The organism is Acetobacter sp. AAB5, from assembly GCF_050106715.1.
Taxonomy (GTDB): Bacteria; Pseudomonadota; Alphaproteobacteria; order Acetobacterales; family Acetobacteraceae; genus Acetobacter; species Acetobacter oryzifermentans.
In genome coordinates this window covers 316975-332712 of record NZ_JBNIEW010000001.1, presented here as the reverse complement: position 1 = coordinate 332712, position 15738 = coordinate 316975, and the positions used below count along the sequence as shown (strand labels likewise).

Here is a 15738-nt window from a genome sequence, read left to right as displayed (position 1 = left end):
ATTAGATGAATTTGACGGAAAGGATTTCGTAAGTCCGATCTCCACCCGGTGCGGGCACAGAAACGGTATCGCCTTCTTCCTTGCCAATCAGTGCCTTGGCAAGTGGGGAGGAAATGGAAATGCGGTGTTGTTTGATGTCTGCTTCGTGCAGGCCAACAATCTGGTACGTAATTTCCTTGTCCGTATCTTCGTCCACAAGGCACACAGTGGCCCCGAACTTGACCTGCTTGCCGGAAAGGGAGGTAGGCTCAATAACTTCTGCGGTGGAAATAAGTTCTTCCAGCTCCAGAATACGGCCTTCAATAAAGGACTGTCGTTCTCGTGCTGCGTGATATTCCGCATTTTCAGAAAGATCGCCGTGGCTACGGGCTTCCGCAATGGCGCGGATAACTGCCGGACGTTCTTCTGCTTTCAGCTTGCGCAGCTCATCTTCTAGCTGCAGCAGGCCCTTGCCCGTCATTGGAGTTTTCTGCAAGACGCATCCCCAGACTTAAAAAAGCAGCCGGAACCAGCGGGTTCCGGCGCAAAAGTTAAACAGTTACACGGGCAAGGCATAACCTGCAAAAGCAGGCTGCCACCCGAACATGGCTAAGGGGGCGCAGGCAGGTTATGCCTGCACCTTTAGCTTAGAATGTTCCACTAAAGTATGACTGAAGTGGCGCAACATCAAGCGGTCCTTCACGCATTGCCGCAATTGCATGAATTGCAGCCCGCGCGCCAGCCATGGTGGTGTAGTGCGGAATACCCAGCACAAGGGCGGAGCGGCGGATATCAAAACTATCCGCTACAGACTGCGCACCCTGCGCCGTGTTGATAACCATCTGCACCTCGCCAGAGCGAATGGCATCCACACAATGTGGGCGTCCTTCCAGCACCTTGTTTACAAGGTTTACCTCAATGCCGGAATCGCGCAGCTTTTTGGCTGTGCCGCGGGTGGCCATAATACGGAAACCCATGGAAGCCAGCAGGCGGCCTAGTGGCGGCAGTTGGGGCTTGTCACTTTCACGCACGGAAAGAAACACCGTGCCGGAGGTTGGCAGCTTAACGCCAGCCCCAAGCTGGGATTTGGCAAAAGCGCGCTCGAAGGATGTATCCAGCCCCATGACTTCACCCGTGGAGCGCATTTCTGGCCCCAGAATGGTGTCTACTTCCGCAAAGCGGTTGAAGGGGAACACGGCTTCCTTTACCGCAACATGCGGCACCACAGCCCGATCATCCAGATTAAAGCCCGAAAGCTTGGCGCCAGCCATAACGCGCGCACCAATTTTAGCCACCGGCACGCCTGTGGCCTTGGCCACAAACGGCACGGTGCGGGATGCACGTGGGTTTACCTCAAGAACAAAGATTTCCTGATCCTTGATGGCGTACTGCACGTTCATCAGGCCCACAATGCCCAGTTCCCGCGCCATGGCTTCTGTTTGGGCTTTCAGCTCAGTTACAATGGCGGGGGAGAGGGTATAGGGCGGCAGAGCGCAGGCGCTATCGCCAGAGTGGATGCCTGCTTCTTCAATGTGTTCCATCACGCCAGCCACATACACATCGGTGCCGTCTGCAATGCAGTCCACATCAGCTTCAATGGCTTCGTTCAGGTAACGATCAAGCAGGATCGGGCCGGAGGAAATATCGTGCCCGGCCATTGTCAGCACATCGCGCATGTAGCGCTGTAGGCCGTTACGGTCGTACACAATTTCCATGGCGCGGCCACCCAGCACGTAGGAAGGGCGCACCACAACCGGATAGCCAACCTTTTCGGCCACGGCTTCGGCTTCTTCCGGCGTACGGGCAATGCCGTTTTCTGGCTGACGCAGGCCAAGCTTGTGCAGCATGGTCTGGAAGCGTTCACGGTCTTCTGCCCGGTCAATGGCATCAGCCGGGGTGCCTAGCAGCGGAATGCCTGCGGCTTCCAGAGCGTGGGAGAGTTTAAGCGGTGTTTGCCCGCCATACTGCACAATGCAGCCCTTAACCGTGCCTTTTTGCTGTTCGCAACGGATAAGGGAGATGACATCCTCAGCCGTAAGCGGTTCAAAATACAGGCGGTCGGAGGTGTCATAGTCGGTAGAAACCGTTTCCGGGTTGCAGTTGACCATGATGGTTTCATAACCGGCTTCACGCAGGGCGTAAGCAGCATGAACGCAGCAGTAATCGAACTCAATACCCTGCCCGATACGGTTGGGGCCACCACCCAGAATAACAATCTTTTCCCGGTCTGTTGGGTTGGATTCACAGGTTGGCGGGGCAAACTGCCCTTCGTAGGTGGAATACATATACGGGGTGGAGGATGCGAACTCACCCGCGCAGGTATCAATACGCTTGTAAACCGGTGTTACACCAGCTTCTGCCCGCAATTTGGCCACTTCTTCAGGCTGCGTGCCAGACAGGCGAGAAAGCTGCACATCTGAAAAGCCAAGGGCTTTCAGGCGGCGCAGGCTTTGGGCATCCTTGGGCAGGCCGTGGTTTTCCACTTCCCGTTCTGCGTGAATGATTTTTTCCATTTCACGCAGGAACCAAGGTTCAAACTTGCAGGCTTCGTGAATGTCTTCCACCGAAAGGCCAGCCCGCAGCGCCTGTGCGGCCATAAGGATACGTTCCGGCTTGGGCTGGGAAAGAGCCGCACGGAAGGCATCTTCTCCACCATCGCCGGGCTGTTCTACAGGGTCCAGCCCATGCAGGCCGGTTTCCATAGAGCGCAGGCCCTTTTGCAGCGCTTCGGGGAAGGAGCGGCCAATGGCCATGGCTTCCCCAACCGATTTCATGGAGGTGGACAACAGAGCCGGTGCGCCGGGGAATTTTTCAAACGTAAAGCGCGGGATCTTCACCACCACGTAGTCAATGGTGGGTTCGAAGGAAGCCGGAGTGGTGCGCGTGATGTCGTTTTTCAGCTCATCCAGCGTATAACCAACGGCCAGTTTGGCAGCCACTTTGGCAATGGGGAAGCCCGTTGCCTTAGAGGCCAGCGCAGAAGAGCGGGACACGCGGGGGTTCATTTCAATAACCACCATGCGGCCATCTTTGGGGTTGATCCCAAACTGCACGTTGGACCCGCCCGTTTCCACGCCAATGGCCCGCAGGCAGGCAATGGAGGCATCACGCATGCGCTGATATTCTTTGTCTGTCAGCGTTAATGCTGGGGCAACGGTGATGGAATCACCCGTATGCACACCCATTGGATCAATGTTTTCAATGGAGCAGATGATAATGCAGTTGTCCGCCTTATCGCGCACAACTTCCATTTCATATTCTTTCCAACCCAGAACAGATTCTTCCACCAGCACTTCCGTAGTGGGGGAGGCATCCAGCCCGGAAAGCACGATCTGGTCGAATTCTTCACGGTTATAGGCAATGCCACCGCCGGAACCGCCCATAGTGAAGGAGGGGCGGATAATGGATGGAAAGCCAATCTGCTTAAGTGCATCGTGCGCTTCTGCCAGCGTGTGGGCAATAAAGCTACGGGGGCTTTCAATGCCAATGGCATCCATGGTTTCACGGAACTTCTGGCGGTCTTCGGCCCGGTCAATCACCTCGGCGTCTGCGCCAATCAGCTCCACATTATGCTTGGTCAAAAAGCCCGATGCATGCAGCGCCATAGCGGTGTTCAGCGCTGTCTGGCCGCCCATGGTGGGCAGCACGGCATCTGGCTTTTCCTTAAGAATAATGCGTTCCACCACTTCCGGCGTAATGGGTTCCACATACGTGGCGTCCGCAAGGCCGGGGTCTGTCATGATGGTGGCCGGGTTGGAGTTTACCAGAATAACCCGGTAGCCTTCTTCCCGCAGGGCCTTACAGGCCTGTGCGCCAGAGTAATCGAACTCGCACGCCTGCCCGATAACAATAGGGCCAGCGCCGATGATGAGGATGGAGCGGATGTCTGTCCGTTTGGGCATGATACGTTCGTTCCCGTTATTTCTTGGCGCTGTTAAGGTCGATCAGGGTGACAAAGCGTTTGAACAGATAGAAGCTGTCAGACGGGCCGGGGCTGGCTTCGGGATGATACTGGACGGAAAACGCCGGATACTTGTCTGATGCCAAGCCTTCGTTTGATTCATCAAACAGGCTGATATGTGTGACGTGCGCATCGGCGGGCAGGGTATCGGCATCCACAGCAAAGCCATGGTTCTGGCTGGTAATTTCCACGCGCTTGGTGGCCAGATCCTGCACCGGCTGGTTGGCCCCGCGGTGGCCGCGTTCCATTTTATAGGTTTTGGCACCCAGCGCACGGGCCAGAAGCTGATGCCCAAGGCAGATGCCAAATAACGGCACGCCAGCATCCAGCACAGCTTTAATGGCGGGCACAGCATATGTGGCCGTAGCTGCCGGATCACCGGGGCCATTGGAGAGAAACACGCCTTCTGGTTTAAGAGCCAGAATTTCTTCACCCGTGGTGGTGGCAGGCACAACGGTTACGTCACACCCGGCAGCAACAAGGCAGCGCAGAATGTTGCGTTTTGCGCCGTAATCTACAGCAACAACCTTGCGCCGGTTTGTGGGGGCTTCCTTGCTGCCATTGGGCCATTCCCACACGCTTTTTGTCCATGCGTAAGGGGCGGCGCATGTTACTTCCTTGGCAAGATCCATGCCTTCAAGGCCCGGCCATGCTTTGGCTTCTGCCAAAATGGCATCCAGATCAAACTTGCCATCCTGCGGGAAAACCAGCGCAGCCGTTTGGGCGCCCTTGTCTCGGATTTTCAGGGTGAGGGAGCGGGTATCCACACCGGCAATACCGGAAACACCGCGTTCCTTCAGCCACGCATCAAAGCTTTCCGTTGCGCGCCAGTTGGCTGGTGCTGTGGGGTCTTCCTTCACCACAAGGCCGCGGGCAAATACTTTTGTAGCTTCATCATCTTCTGCATTCGCACCCACATTGCCGATATGGGGGAAGGTGAAGGTAATAATCTGCCCGGCAAAAGATGGATCAGTAAGTGTTTCCTGATACCCGGTCATGCCGGTTGAAAAGCAGATTTCGCCAATGGAGGGTTTGGAGGTGAAAGCGCCAAAGCCTTTCCCCCACAATACGGTTCCATCTGCGAGAACAAGCGCGGCGGTGGCGCCATCGGGGCGGGCGTCGGGCATGGATGATCCTGTCTTGCTGTCTCCCGCATGGGGGGAGGGTCGGTCTGTCGGAATGGGTTGGAGGTCTTCCAGGGAAAGGCCTGTGGCCTGCGCAATAACTGGCCAGTGGCGGGGCGGAATGGCCTGCGCCTGCCGCCATTTGCGGATGGCTTCTGTGCCAACGCCTGTCAGCTTGGCTGTGGCGTCTGGGCCGCCAATCCGGGCGATAATGGTATCTATGGACAAGGGCATATGCGTGCTTGTGCCTCCCGAAGCCGTCTTCTAGCACTCGATTTCCAAGGTGGGAAGAAATTTCCCACCTGCAAGATGCTGTGTTGTAAGTGGGTGGGAAGTTTTTTCCCGCAGTGTTGCATGCGTGCCGCGCAGGGGGGAGGTTCTTTATTTGCCGTGTGATGTTTTTTTGTGAATCTGGGTGATATGGTGCGCCCGATTGCAGCATAGAAAGAGTGGAGCATATGGAAATGACATTACGTGAACGCCTGATGGCAGACCTGAAAACAGCCATGAAAGCAGGCGAAAGCGCCCGCGTGGCCACAATCCGGATGATTACGGCTAAACTGAAAGACGTGGAAATTGCAGGCCGCGGCAAAGGGCAGGAAGGGTTGAATGAAAACGAAGCCATTGCGGCCCTGCGTGGGATGGTAAAGTCCCGCACGGAATCTGCTGGCATGTACCGAGAAGGCGGCCGCCCCGAGTTGGCGGAAAAGGAAGAAGCCGAAATCGAAGTGATCCGTGGCTATCTGCCGCCAGAAATGGATGAAGCTTCCTTGAAAGCTGCTGTGGATGAAGCTGTTGCCACCGTAAAGGCAGAAAGCCTGAAGGACATGGGCAAGGTGATGGCTGAACTGAAAAACAAGTTTGGCGTGGCGCTGGATATGGGCAAAGCCAGCGCAGCTGTAAAAGCGCGTCTGGGCTAAGCGTTTTTTAAACATCATATTTGCTGAAATAAGTATCAGCCCGATCTGAGGTGGTTTTATGCCGCCCAATCGGGCTGCTTGATGAAACGGACAGTCAATGGCGATTGATTCAGCTTTTCTGGATGAATTGCGGGCCCGCACGCCCATTGCGTCCGTTGTCGGGCGCAGGGTCAAACTGGCCCGCTCCGGGCGGAACTGGAAAGGGTGTTGCCCTTTCCATGGTGAAAAAACGCCTTCCTTTTATGTGTATGATGATCACTTCCACTGCTTTGGCTGCGGTGTGCATGGAGATGTTATCTCCTTTGTCATGCAGATGGAGGGCAAAAACTTCCCCGAAGCTGTAGAGGAGTTAGCCTCCAGCGCAGGCATGGAAGTGCCAAAGGATACGCGCCGCACGCAGGAAGAAGTGGCGCATGTGCGCTCGCTGGAAGATGTGCTGGCGGCTACGCAGGAAATCTGGTCTCACGCCTTATACAAGCCAGAAGGGCGCGCTGGGCTGGATTACCTGCTGGGGCGCGGCCTCACGCGGGAAACGCTGGAAACGTTCGGTTTAGGCTGGGCAAGTGAGAAGCGGGGAGAACTGGTTTCTGCCCTCGCACCCAAAGGCATTACACCGGACATGATGGCCGAAGCAGGTCTGATGCGGGTGGATGAGCAAGGCCACCCCAAGGGTGAGTTGTTCTGGGGGCGTGTCACTTTCCCCATCCGGGATCGCAAAGGGCGTCTGGTTTCCTTTGGTGGGCGTATTCTGGGTGATGGGCAGCCTAAATACCTCAATGGCCCGGAAACCCCAGTTTTTTCCAAACGGCGGCTTTTGTTCGGGTTGGATCGTGCCCGCGCTGCTGTGCGTGCACCACGCCCCAAAGGTGTATTGGCGCCGGATCTGGTGGTGGTGGAAGGGTATATGGATGTTATTGCCCTACATCAGGCCGGTTTTACAGGGGCAGTTGCCCCGCTGGGCACGGCGCTTACGCCCGAGCAGCTAGAGGCGTTGTGGCAGGTCGATCGTGCGCCCATTCTGTGTTTTGATGGTGATGCAGCGGGGCGGAGGGCTGCGGTTAAGGCGGCAGAAACGGGTCTGCCGTTGCTCAAGCAGGATTATTCTCTGCGCATCTGTTTGTTGCCTGATGGAGAAGACCCAGACAGTCTGGTGCGCACACGAGGGCGGCAGGCTGTAGCGGAAATGTTTGCCGCAGCGCAGCCTTTATCCGAAGTGCTGTTTGATTTGCTCAGCGCTGGCGCCAATAATCCGGGGCCAGAAGAACGTGCAGCCTTGCGGCGCAGGCTGACGGAAGTTGCTGGCCTTATCCCGGATAAAACGCTGGCGTCTGAATATCGCTCCACGTTGTTGGATCGGTTTTTTACGACATTCCGGCGCGGTGGCGGCAAATGGAACGGGCCGCAGGGCCGCAAAGCCAACGCGCCTGCCTCTGTGCCCGGTGCCGTGCCAGTAAATATGGATCAAACGCGCGAACGCCAGCGCCTGATGCTGGAGTTGCTGCTGTTGCATCCTGTTCTGGTGCCAGAGGTGGAAGAGGCGCTATGTCGGCTTGATTTGCCAGAAGAATTTGCCGAGGTGCGCGCCCTTTTGCTTGATCTTTCTGCCGAGGGTGAGTTGCCAGATAACGCTGCGGCATTATATGCATGGTTACAGGCGGAAGGGGCGGAGGAAACCATTCGCGCTGTCATGCGTGAAAGCTACTCTGCGATGTCGGAAAGTGATGCAGAAGACCCGGCACACACTGTTGCGGCAAGAACACAGTGGTGGCATTTTTATGGTTTGCTCTACGGGCCGCAATTTATTCAGGAAGTAAATCGTGAGATTGCGCGTTTTGTTGAAAAAGGCGGAGATTCCGCTGAATGGCAACGGTTACAGGCGCGGCTAGAGGCAATGGAACGCCTGAAACGCGGCGGTGTGGACGACACCGAGCTATAAGACAACAAATGTGTTCAGGGCGTGTTCCCCTTGACTTCACGCGCAGGATATCCCACGTCCTGCCCGCCCTGAAAAGAGAGCAGTACATAGTAAACTGGTCGTTCTGCATTCTGTTCGGATGCGGGCGGGGAGGAGCAGGTCTGGCATGGCGACAAAAACGGCATCAACCAACGCAGCGCAGGAACAGGATGGGGATACCACCCTGCTTGATACGCGGTCTTCTGCAGTCAAAAAACTGATTGCCAAAGGGCGTGAGCGCGGGTGCATTACGTTTGATGAGCTGAATGCCGTTCTCCCGCAGGACAAAATGTCTTCTGAACAGATTGAAGACATTATGGCTGTGCTGTCTGAAATGGGTATTCAGGTTGTCGAAAACGAAGATAACGACAACGAAGAAGCCGAACCCAAAAAAGCCGCCGCTGAAAGCGAAGATGCAGAGGAAGAGGCTGAGGCCGAAGCTGAAGCCGAAAGCCCAACCGGCAACGTAAATGCTGAAAGCGTAGGCCGCACGGATGACCCGGTGCGGATGTATCTGCGCGAAATGGGCACGGTGGAACTGCTCTCCCGCGAGGGCGAAATTGCTATTGCCAAGCGGATTGAAGCTGGCCGCGATGAAATGATTGGCGGCTTGTGTGAAAGCCCGCTGACATTCCGCGCCATCATCTCCTGGCATGAGATGATCCGTAACAATGAAATGCTGCTGCGTGACATTGTGGATCTGGAAGCCATGCAAAGTGGGGGCAACCCGCTAGAAGAAGGCGGAGACGGCACGTTTAACGAAGCCGAATCCGATTCGGACTCGGAAGAGGCAGAAGAGCCAGAAACCGAGGGCGAAGGTGATATTGAAAGCGAAGGCAGCGGCCTTTCCCTTTCTGCGCTGGAAGAAAAGCTTAAGCCGGAAATTCTGGCGCATTTTGATGAGATCGAACCGCTTTATGCAGCCCTGCGCAAGTTGCAGGTGCAGCGGATTGAAGCCCTGACATCTGGTGAAGATGTTGATGGTAATTTTGAAGAAAACTACGTTGCCCTGCGTGAAAAACTGGTGGGCAAGGTAGAGCAGGTGCACCTGCACAATAACCGGATTGAAGATCTAGTTGCCCAGCTTAAGCAGATGTTCCAGAAGCTGAACATGCTGGAAGGGCGCATGCTGCGTCTGGCAGAAAGCTGCCGTGTCTCGCGTGAAGATTTCTTGCTGAAATACCGTGGGCGTGAGCTTGATCCGGGCTGGATGGACATGGTTTCCGCCCTGTCTGGCCGTTCATGGAAAAACTTTGTGGCCAAGCACGCCAACACAGTGGTTGGCCTGCGTGATCAGGTTGCGCAACTGGCGCAGGAAACGGGTTTGCCGATTGGTGAATTCCGCCGTGTATATGCAACGGTTGCACGTGGTGAACGTGATTCTGCCCGCGCTAAAAAGGAAATGATCGAAGCCAACCTGCGGCTGGTTATTTCCATTGCCAAAAAATATACCAACCGCGGCCTTCAGTTCCTTGATCTGATTCAGGAAGGCAATATCGGCTTGATGAAGGCGGTGGATAAGTTTGAATACCGCCGTGGCTACAAGTTCTCCACCTATGCAACGTGGTGGATCAGGCAGGCTATTACGCGCTCCATTGCGGATCAGGCTCGTACCATCCGTATTCCGGTGCATATGATCGAAACGATCAACAAACTGGTGCGCACATCCCGCCAGATGCTGCATGAAATCGGGCGTGAACCTGCGCCGGAAGAACTGGCTGAAAAGCTGGGTATGCCGCTAGAAAAAGTGCGCAAGGTGCTAAAAATTGCCAAAGAGCCCATCTCCCTCGAAACCCCGATAGGGGATGAGGAAGATAGCCATCTGGGTGATTTTATCGAGGATAAAACGGCTATTATCCCGCTGGATGCCGCTATCCAGACCAACCTGCGTGAGGCCACAACCCGCGTTCTGGCCTCTCTCACCCCGCGTGAAGAACGCGTGCTGCGTATGCGCTTTGGTATCGGCATGAACACCGATCACACGCTGGAAGAAGTTGGCCAGCAGTTTAACGTGACGCGTGAACGTATCCGCCAGATTGAAGCCAAGGCCCTGCGTAAGCTTAAACATCCAAGCCGTAGCCGTAAGCTGCGTTCCTTCTTGGATGATAACTGATCTAAACTTTAACGCCGAATCCACAACGCGCATGAAGGTGGTTGTTACCTTCATGCGCATGTTTTCTCCGCCACAACACGCACCTCTGGCTTTGCCTGAAGGATGGCACGTGCAGGAGCGTATTCAGCCCGATGTGGCTGGGTATCGGCTTTTGCAAGATCGGGTGGGGCGGGAATATTGTTGGTGGATGCGGCAGGCGGCATCAGATGCCACTCTGGCCCGTTTTTTGGAAACTGCACCCGTAAAAATTGGCCTGCTACGGCAAGAGCAGCAGATCCGTGGTTTTTTTGAGCTGGATCTGGCAGATCCGCAATCTGTAAACCTTTCTTATTTCGGGCTGTTTCCCGAGGCGATTGGCCAAGGGGTAGGGCGCGCTTTTCTGGATAACGTGCTGCGTTTGGCGTGGCGTGGCAGGCCGCATTCTGTGCGCGTCAACACCTGCACGGCAGATCATCCACGCGCGTTGGCTTTGTATCAGCAGGCAGGCTTCAAGGTTATGCGGCGTGTAGAAGAGGTATGGGATGTGCCAGATCGGCTTGGCATTCCCGTTCCACAGCATCTGCGTGTGTGAATCTCTCTTGCTTTTGCCGCGTAAATATGATTGAGACTGCTCTTTCCCTGCCGGGTTCATGGCATTGGCCCGGCTATACCCGCAGCTTCAGATTTTAAAACTCTGTAGCACCGTAGGCCGGAAGGGTTCGGCACGGGTGGGTTGATTGTATCCGAAGGGAGTTAACATGCCACTTTATGAAACCGTGCTGATTGCGCGGAATGATATTTCCCAGCAGCAGGTGGATGCCATTCTTGATGGTATTGCCGCCCAGATTGAAGCCGATGGCGGTGCCGTGCGCAAGCGCGAGTACTGGGGCCTGCGCAGCCTTGCCTATCGTATCAAAAAGAACCGCAAGGGCCACTACGCTCTTCTGGGTCTGGAAGCACGTTCTGAACTGGTGAAAGAAATTGAACGCCAGCTCGCTCTGAACGAAGACGTTCTGCGTCTGCTAACACTGCGCGTTGAAGAAATCGACGAAGCTCCGTCTCCGGTTCTGTCCCGCAAGGGTGATGACCGTGGTGACCGTGGCGGCTTCCGTGGCCCCAAGCAGGCCGGTGGTCGTTTTGAAAGTGGCCGTGGCCGCCGCAGCGGTGGTGAAGACCGCAGCAGCACCGCCGAACAGCCAGCTGACAACGCAGCAGCGGAGTAATCCAGAATGTCTGATACAATGGAAGTCAATCCCGCCGCCCGTCGCCCGGCCGTGGGTGCGCGTCGTCCGTTCTACCGTCGTCGCAAGTCTTGCCCGTTCTCCGGCCCTAACGCGCCGAAGATCGATTACAAAGACGTGCGTCTGCTCAGCCGCTTCCTGTCCGAACGTGGCAAGATCGTGCCGAGCCGTATCACGGCGGTTTCCGCAAAGAAGCAGCGTGAACTGGCACAGGCTATCAAGCGTGCCCGCTTCCTGGCTCTGCTTCCCTACGTTGTAAGCTGAGGGAGCGATCAATGGCTGCTACAGAAGTAATCCTGCTTCAGCGCGTCGAACATCTGGGTCAGATGGGCGATGTGGTGAAGGTACGTCCGGGTTTTGCCCGTAACTATCTGCTGCCACAGGGCAAGGCTATTCGTGCAAACGATGATAACCGTGCCCGTTTTGAGCGTGAACGCGCTCAGCTGGAAGCACAGAACATCAAGCGTCGTGAAGAAGCTGAACGTCTGTCCGAACGGATGGAAGGTCTGGCTGTCATCCTGATCCGTCAGGCTGGTGATAGCGGCAGCCTGTATGGTTCCGTCAGCACGCGCGATGTTGCGCAGGCTGTTACGGAAGCAGGCTTTACCATTTCCCGTCAGCAGGTTTTCCTTGCACACCCCATTAAGTCTTTGGGGCTGTATGAAGTGAAGATTGCGCTGCACCCGGAAGTGGTTGTGCCGGTCATCATCAACGTAGCGCGTTCTGAAGAAGAAGCAGAACGTCAGGCACGTGGTGAAGCTGCTTCTCCTGAAGAAGAAGCTGAAATTGCTGGTGATGATGCCGTTGTTGAAGGCGAACTCATTACCGACCCAGCAGAAATTGCTGAAGCAGAAGCTGCACCGGCAGAAGCTAACGCTTAATTGCTGTTTGCATTTTCATGTGGAAGAAGCCCGGAAAATTCTTTTCCGGGCTTTTTTTTTGCGCGTATGCTGCAATCAATTTTCTGAAGGAGACGCGGGATGAAGCAAGTTCTTGATCGCATTCTGCAACACTTTATCGCAGATGGTCAGTTGCAGGTGCGCTGGCCAGATGGAAGCACAAGCCTCTATAAAGGCCGCAATCCCGGCCCTTCAGCTGGCGTAGTACTGCATAATCAGGCTGCCGTGCGGGCTATGGTGATAAACCCGGGTCTGGGTTTTGGTGAAGCCTATATGGAGTCTCACCTCGATCCGTTGGATTGTACGCTTTACAATCTGCTGGATGTGCTCATGCTTAACGCCATGCGCCCGGGTGGCCATGTGGCGGAACGTCTGGCATCGGCTCTGCGGTATGTGCGCCGTGGGTGGATACAGTTTAACCCAATCAAGCGTGCACAGCAGAATGTGGCGCATCATTATGATTTGGATAACCGCCTGTATTCTTTGTTTTTAGATAAAGATTGGCAATATTCCTGCGCTTATTTCCGGCATGGCACAGAAACGCTGGATGAGGCACAAGCCGCCAAAAAACACCATATTGCCGCCAAGCTGCTGTTAGATCGGCCGGATTTGGAAGTGCTGGATATTGGGTGCGGTTGGGGTGGTATGGCCCTTACACTGGCCAAGGATTACGGCGCTATTGTTACCGGCATTACTCTTTCTCAGGAGCAGTTGGCTTTTGCACGCCAGCGCGCCAAGGATGAAGGGCTGGAAGGGCGCGTGCGGTTTGAGTTGCTGGATTACCGCAACTTACACCGGCGGTTTGACCGCATTGTCTCAGTTGGCATGTTCGAGCATGTCGGTGTGGGGCATTACCGGCAGTTCTTTGATGTCATCAAAAACGCATTGGTGGATGATGGCGTGGCACTTGTGCATTCTATTGGCCGGAGTGATGGGCCAGGCACAACAAACCCGTGGGTTAACAAATACATTTTCCCCGGTGGGTATTCTCCGGCGTTAAGCGAGGTTTTTGCCGCAGTTGAGCCTACAGGCCTGTGGGTGACTGATTGTGAAATCCTGCGTCTGCATTACGCAAAAACAATTGCCATCTGGCGTGAGCGTTTTGCGGCAAAACGTGCAGAAGCTGTTGCGTTGTATGATGAACGCTTTGCCCGGATGTTTGAGTTCTATCTCAACGCCGCAGAACTGGCTTTCCGTGTGCAGGGGCACATGAACTTTCAGCTCCAGCTTTCACGCTCTATTTCTGCCGTGCCGTTTACGCGGGATTATATTGCCGCAGCAGAAAAAGAATAAGGCACTTTATTGAGCCGATAGCGCAAAATGCGCACGTGCCAAGCGGTCAAACTCTGCAATATCCAGAGTTTCCGCGCGGCGCGTGCCATCTATTTCTGCCGCTGCCAAAAGCTTATCACCGTTCAGGCCTTTTAAGGCTCCGCGTAGCATTTTGCGCCGCTGCCCAAAGGCTGCTGCCGTTACGCGTTCCATTGCTTTAAAAAGAGCAGGCGCGGGTTGTTGGGCATGAGGCGTAATGCTGGCAACCGCAGACCATACGGCTGGGGGCGGTGAAAACGCACCCGGTGGCAGCTTCATAACAATCGCACATTCTGCACACCATTGGGCCAGCACCGCCAAGCGTCCGTAATGTTGGCTGTTGGGTGCGGCGCAAATACGTTCAGCCACTTCCCACTGGAACATGAGCGTCAGCCGTTCCCACGCGTTGCCTTGCCGTAGCCAGCCAATAAGCAAAGGTGTGGCCACATTATAGGGCAGATTAGCAATAATCTGCCGTGGCGCGGCGCAAAGCTCTGTAAGGTCACACTTTAGCGCATCGGCTTCCACCACCTTAAGGCGGTTGGGGTAAAAGCCTGCCAGTTCCTGAATAACCAGCACGGCGCGGCTATCCAGTTCCACTGCGGTTACAGATTCCGCAGGTCCGTTCAGTAAAGCGCGTGTTAAGCCACCAGGGCCGGGGCCAACTTCCACAACGTGGCGGCCTTTTAAGTTACCTGCCAGTGTTGCAATGCGTTCTGTAACACCCGGATCAAGCAGAAAGTGCTGGCCGAGGGCTTTGCGTGCATCCAGCCCATGCCGATGGATAACATCGCGCAGGCTTTCCAGAGGGGCAGACAGGGCCTTATACCCCCTTTAGCTTGATGTGCTTGTCAATAATAGCGCGGCGGTGCAGGTCACTATCCAACTGGCGGGCGGCCTGTTCCACACGTTCATTCATCAACTGGTCAGCAATTTCGCTGGGTGAGCGGTTGGAAAAGTTCTTTTCCTTTTTGGTGCAAACCATCAGCAGATCAATCCCATCGCGCGAGACCAGAGGGCGGGAGACCTTGCCTTCGGGCAAATCAGCCAGCAGAGATTGCATCTGTGGGTTCAGGCGTTCCAGCGGCATTTCACCCGGATCTGTGGGGCGCTTTTCGCCTTCGGCCTTGTTAAGGGCCTCCATTTCCGTGCAGCTATGAGTGTTCTGGATAACCTGCATGGCCTTTTGCAGGGTAGATTCCTGCTGCGGCGTAATATGCTGCGGGTCTAGCGGTGTATCAAAGGAAAGGAACACCTGCCGAATGGTAATCAGGTGGCCCATTTCGTGCCCAATAACACGCTTGCCATTAAGGGTGATGATAACATACCCGCCCGGCACTTTGATGGGGTTAGAAATAGCCCCAACGCCCACGGGCATTTGCCGCACCACCTGCACAACGGCCGGGTCAAGCTCATCTTCCTGCACCCAGCCCATGGAGCCACCATCTAGCGCTGTCTGACTTTGGGAAAACTGAGCCGCCACAATGGGGAAGGGCGCACCCTTACGCAGTTCCTGAATAACGGTGTTGGTAAAGTCCAGCTCTTCCTGATCGTGCCGGGGATCTTCCACTTTTACAAAAATTTCGGCCAGTTCGTATTCCGTACGGCCTTCTTCGCGCTTGAGCGCGGCCTGACGTTGGGCAATATCCTGTGCAGATACGCGCGAGCGCGCACCAAGCTCCTGCCGCAGCACCTGAATCCAGCCAATTTGCACCCGGATCTGGTCGATCAATGTGGTAAGAGATACGCCATCTTGTGCCAGATGCTCGCGCAGGGTGCCTTCGGGCATGCCGTTGCGCCGCTCAATATTGGTAATGGCGCCTGCAATCTGTTCGGGCGGCACATTGATATGGCGGCTAAGAATTTCCTGCGTGCGCAGGCGTTCATCAATAAGCTGGCGGATAATCTGGGGCCGCAGCCGCGCCATCAGATCTGGCGTAAGGGGCAGGCCGGTAGAAAGGGCAAACAGTTTGCCGCGGTTATCAACATCGCGCTTGGTAAGCGGAATACTGTTGATAACAGCTAGAATCATATCATCTGGTTCAGGCTGGGCAGGCGTTGCTGTTTGCTGCGTTGCCGCGCTGGAGGTGTGCCGTGTTGCTGCCTGCGCATACGGTGCGCCAGCAATGGCCGGAACGGTAAGCGCGGCAAGGGAGCAACAGGCCAGTGCAAGGGAACGCAGGCGCATACGGAACAGTCTTTCAGCTTTCTGCCAGATCGGGAACTCTGTTCCCTGATACCGGAGCGCGAGGCATTT

The 15738-nt window shown here is 55.4% G+C and carries 13 protein-coding genes; 8 read left to right on the top strand and 5 right to left on the bottom strand.

All coding sequences use genetic code 11. From position 1 onward, the window contains the following. Position 1 precedes the first annotated feature (1 nt). The 3 genes from greA to carA all read right to left on the bottom strand — a co-directional run bounded on the left by greA (position 2) and on the right by carA (position 5298). Positions 2 to 475 (bottom strand): transcription elongation factor GreA, encoded by a 474-nt coding sequence (gene greA, locus ACP7IZ_RS01545; protein WP_006116008.1) that lies wholly within the window; start codon positions 473 to 475, stop codon positions 2 to 4. A gap of 151 nt (positions 476 to 626) precedes the next feature. Beyond that, positions 627 to 3881 carry a carbamoyl-phosphate synthase large subunit gene (gene carB / locus ACP7IZ_RS01540; protein ID WP_426847569.1) on the bottom strand — a complete coding sequence of 1085 codons (3255 nt, stop codon included), beginning with the start codon at positions 3879 to 3881 and terminating at the stop codon, positions 627 to 629. 16 nt (positions 3882 to 3897) lie between these two features. Continuing rightward, entirely contained in the window at positions 3898 to 5298 is a 1401-nt protein-coding gene (carA, locus tag ACP7IZ_RS01535) for a glutamine-hydrolyzing carbamoyl-phosphate synthase small subunit (RefSeq protein WP_006116006.1), read from the bottom strand. A gap of 230 nt (positions 5299 to 5528) precedes the next feature. On the opposite strand from carA, the gene ACP7IZ_RS01530 reads away from it, so the two are divergent. The 8 genes from ACP7IZ_RS01530 to ACP7IZ_RS01495 all read left to right on the top strand — a co-directional run bounded on the left by ACP7IZ_RS01530 (position 5529) and on the right by ACP7IZ_RS01495 (position 13463). Then, complete coding sequence (locus ACP7IZ_RS01530) at positions 5529 to 5984, top strand: GatB/YqeY domain-containing protein (protein ID WP_426847568.1); 456 nt, start codon at positions 5529 to 5531, stop codon at positions 5982 to 5984. 97 nt (positions 5985 to 6081) lie between these two features. After that, positions 6082 to 7920 carry a DNA primase gene (gene dnaG / locus ACP7IZ_RS01525; RefSeq protein WP_426847567.1) on the top strand — a complete coding sequence of 613 codons (1839 nt, stop codon included), beginning with the start codon at positions 6082 to 6084 and terminating at the stop codon, positions 7918 to 7920. 145 nt (positions 7921 to 8065) lie between these two features. Continuing rightward, the gene (rpoD, locus tag ACP7IZ_RS01520) at positions 8066 to 10051 is read left to right on the top strand and encodes an RNA polymerase sigma factor RpoD (protein WP_426847566.1); all 1986 of its coding nucleotides are present in this window, start codon (positions 8066 to 8068) and stop codon (positions 10049 to 10051) included. Continuing rightward, a complete protein-coding gene (locus tag ACP7IZ_RS01515) occupies positions 10041 to 10622 on the top strand; it encodes a GNAT family N-acetyltransferase (protein WP_426847565.1) in 582 nt (193 codons plus the stop codon). Before rpoD ends, ACP7IZ_RS01515 begins: the two co-directional genes overlap by 11 nt. A gap of 166 nt (positions 10623 to 10788) precedes the next feature. Then, positions 10789 to 11253 (top strand): 30S ribosomal protein S6, encoded by a 465-nt coding sequence (gene rpsF / locus ACP7IZ_RS01510; protein ID WP_070322901.1) that lies wholly within the window; start codon positions 10789 to 10791, stop codon positions 11251 to 11253. A gap of 6 nt (positions 11254 to 11259) precedes the next feature. Beyond that, entirely contained in the window at positions 11260 to 11535 is a 276-nt protein-coding gene (gene rpsR / locus ACP7IZ_RS01505) for a 30S ribosomal protein S18 (RefSeq protein WP_003622836.1), read from the top strand. An 11-nt stretch (positions 11536 to 11546) separates the two neighbouring features. After that, the gene (gene rplI, locus ACP7IZ_RS01500; protein ID WP_003622838.1) at positions 11547 to 12152 is read left to right on the top strand and encodes a 50S ribosomal protein L9; all 606 of its coding nucleotides are present in this window, start codon (positions 11547 to 11549) and stop codon (positions 12150 to 12152) included. Positions 12153 to 12251: 99 nt separating this feature from the next. Next, positions 12252 to 13463 carry an SAM-dependent methyltransferase gene (locus ACP7IZ_RS01495; RefSeq protein ID WP_063353885.1) on the top strand — a complete coding sequence of 404 codons (1212 nt, stop codon included), beginning with the start codon at positions 12252 to 12254 and terminating at the stop codon, positions 13461 to 13463. A gap of 6 nt (positions 13464 to 13469) precedes the next feature. Here the strand turns inward: ACP7IZ_RS01495 and rsmA are convergent, their stop codons facing one another. Further along, entirely contained in the window at positions 13470 to 14300 is an 831-nt protein-coding gene (gene rsmA / locus ACP7IZ_RS01490) for a 16S rRNA (adenine(1518)-N(6)/adenine(1519)-N(6))-dimethyltransferase RsmA (protein ID WP_426847656.1), read from the bottom strand. A gap of 4 nt (positions 14301 to 14304) precedes the next feature. Next, complete coding sequence (locus tag ACP7IZ_RS01485) at positions 14305 to 15669, bottom strand: peptidylprolyl isomerase (protein WP_003622844.1); 1365 nt, start codon at positions 15667 to 15669, stop codon at positions 14305 to 14307. Positions 15670 to 15738: the final 69 nt, after the last annotated feature.

What these genes read in the sequence shown, in the direction of transcription:
- rplI (WP_003622838.1), top strand. Translation starts at nt 11,547, where the DNA reads ATGGCTGCTACAGAAGTAATCCTGCTTCAGCGCGTCGAACATCTGGGT.
- ACP7IZ_RS01495 (WP_063353885.1), top strand. Translation starts at nt 12,252, where the DNA reads ATGAAGCAAGTTCTTGATCGCATTCTGCAACACTTTATCGCAGATGGT.
- ACP7IZ_RS01530 (WP_426847568.1), top strand. Translation starts at nt 5,529, where the DNA reads ATGACATTACGTGAACGCCTGATGGCAGACCTGAAAACAGCCATGAAA.
- rpoD (WP_426847566.1), top strand. Translation starts at nt 8,066, where the DNA reads ATGGCGACAAAAACGGCATCAACCAACGCAGCGCAGGAACAGGATGGG.
- carA (WP_006116006.1), bottom strand. Translation starts at nt 5,298, where the DNA reads ATGCCCTTGTCCATAGATACCATTATCGCCCGGATTGGCGGCCCAGAC.
- carB (WP_426847569.1), bottom strand. Translation starts at nt 3,881, where the DNA reads ATGCCCAAACGGACAGACATCCGCTCCATCCTCATCATCGGCGCTGGC.
- ACP7IZ_RS01485 (WP_003622844.1), bottom strand. Translation starts at nt 15,669, where the DNA reads ATGCGCCTGCGTTCCCTTGCACTGGCCTGTTGCTCCCTTGCCGCGCTT.
- dnaG (WP_426847567.1), top strand. Translation starts at nt 6,082, where the DNA reads ATGGCGATTGATTCAGCTTTTCTGGATGAATTGCGGGCCCGCACGCCC.
- rpsR (WP_003622836.1), top strand. Translation starts at nt 11,260, where the DNA reads ATGTCTGATACAATGGAAGTCAATCCCGCCGCCCGTCGCCCGGCCGTG.
- rpsF (WP_070322901.1), top strand. Translation starts at nt 10,789, where the DNA reads ATGCCACTTTATGAAACCGTGCTGATTGCGCGGAATGATATTTCCCAG.
- ACP7IZ_RS01515 (WP_426847565.1), top strand. Translation starts at nt 10,041, where the DNA reads ATGATAACTGATCTAAACTTTAACGCCGAATCCACAACGCGCATGAAG.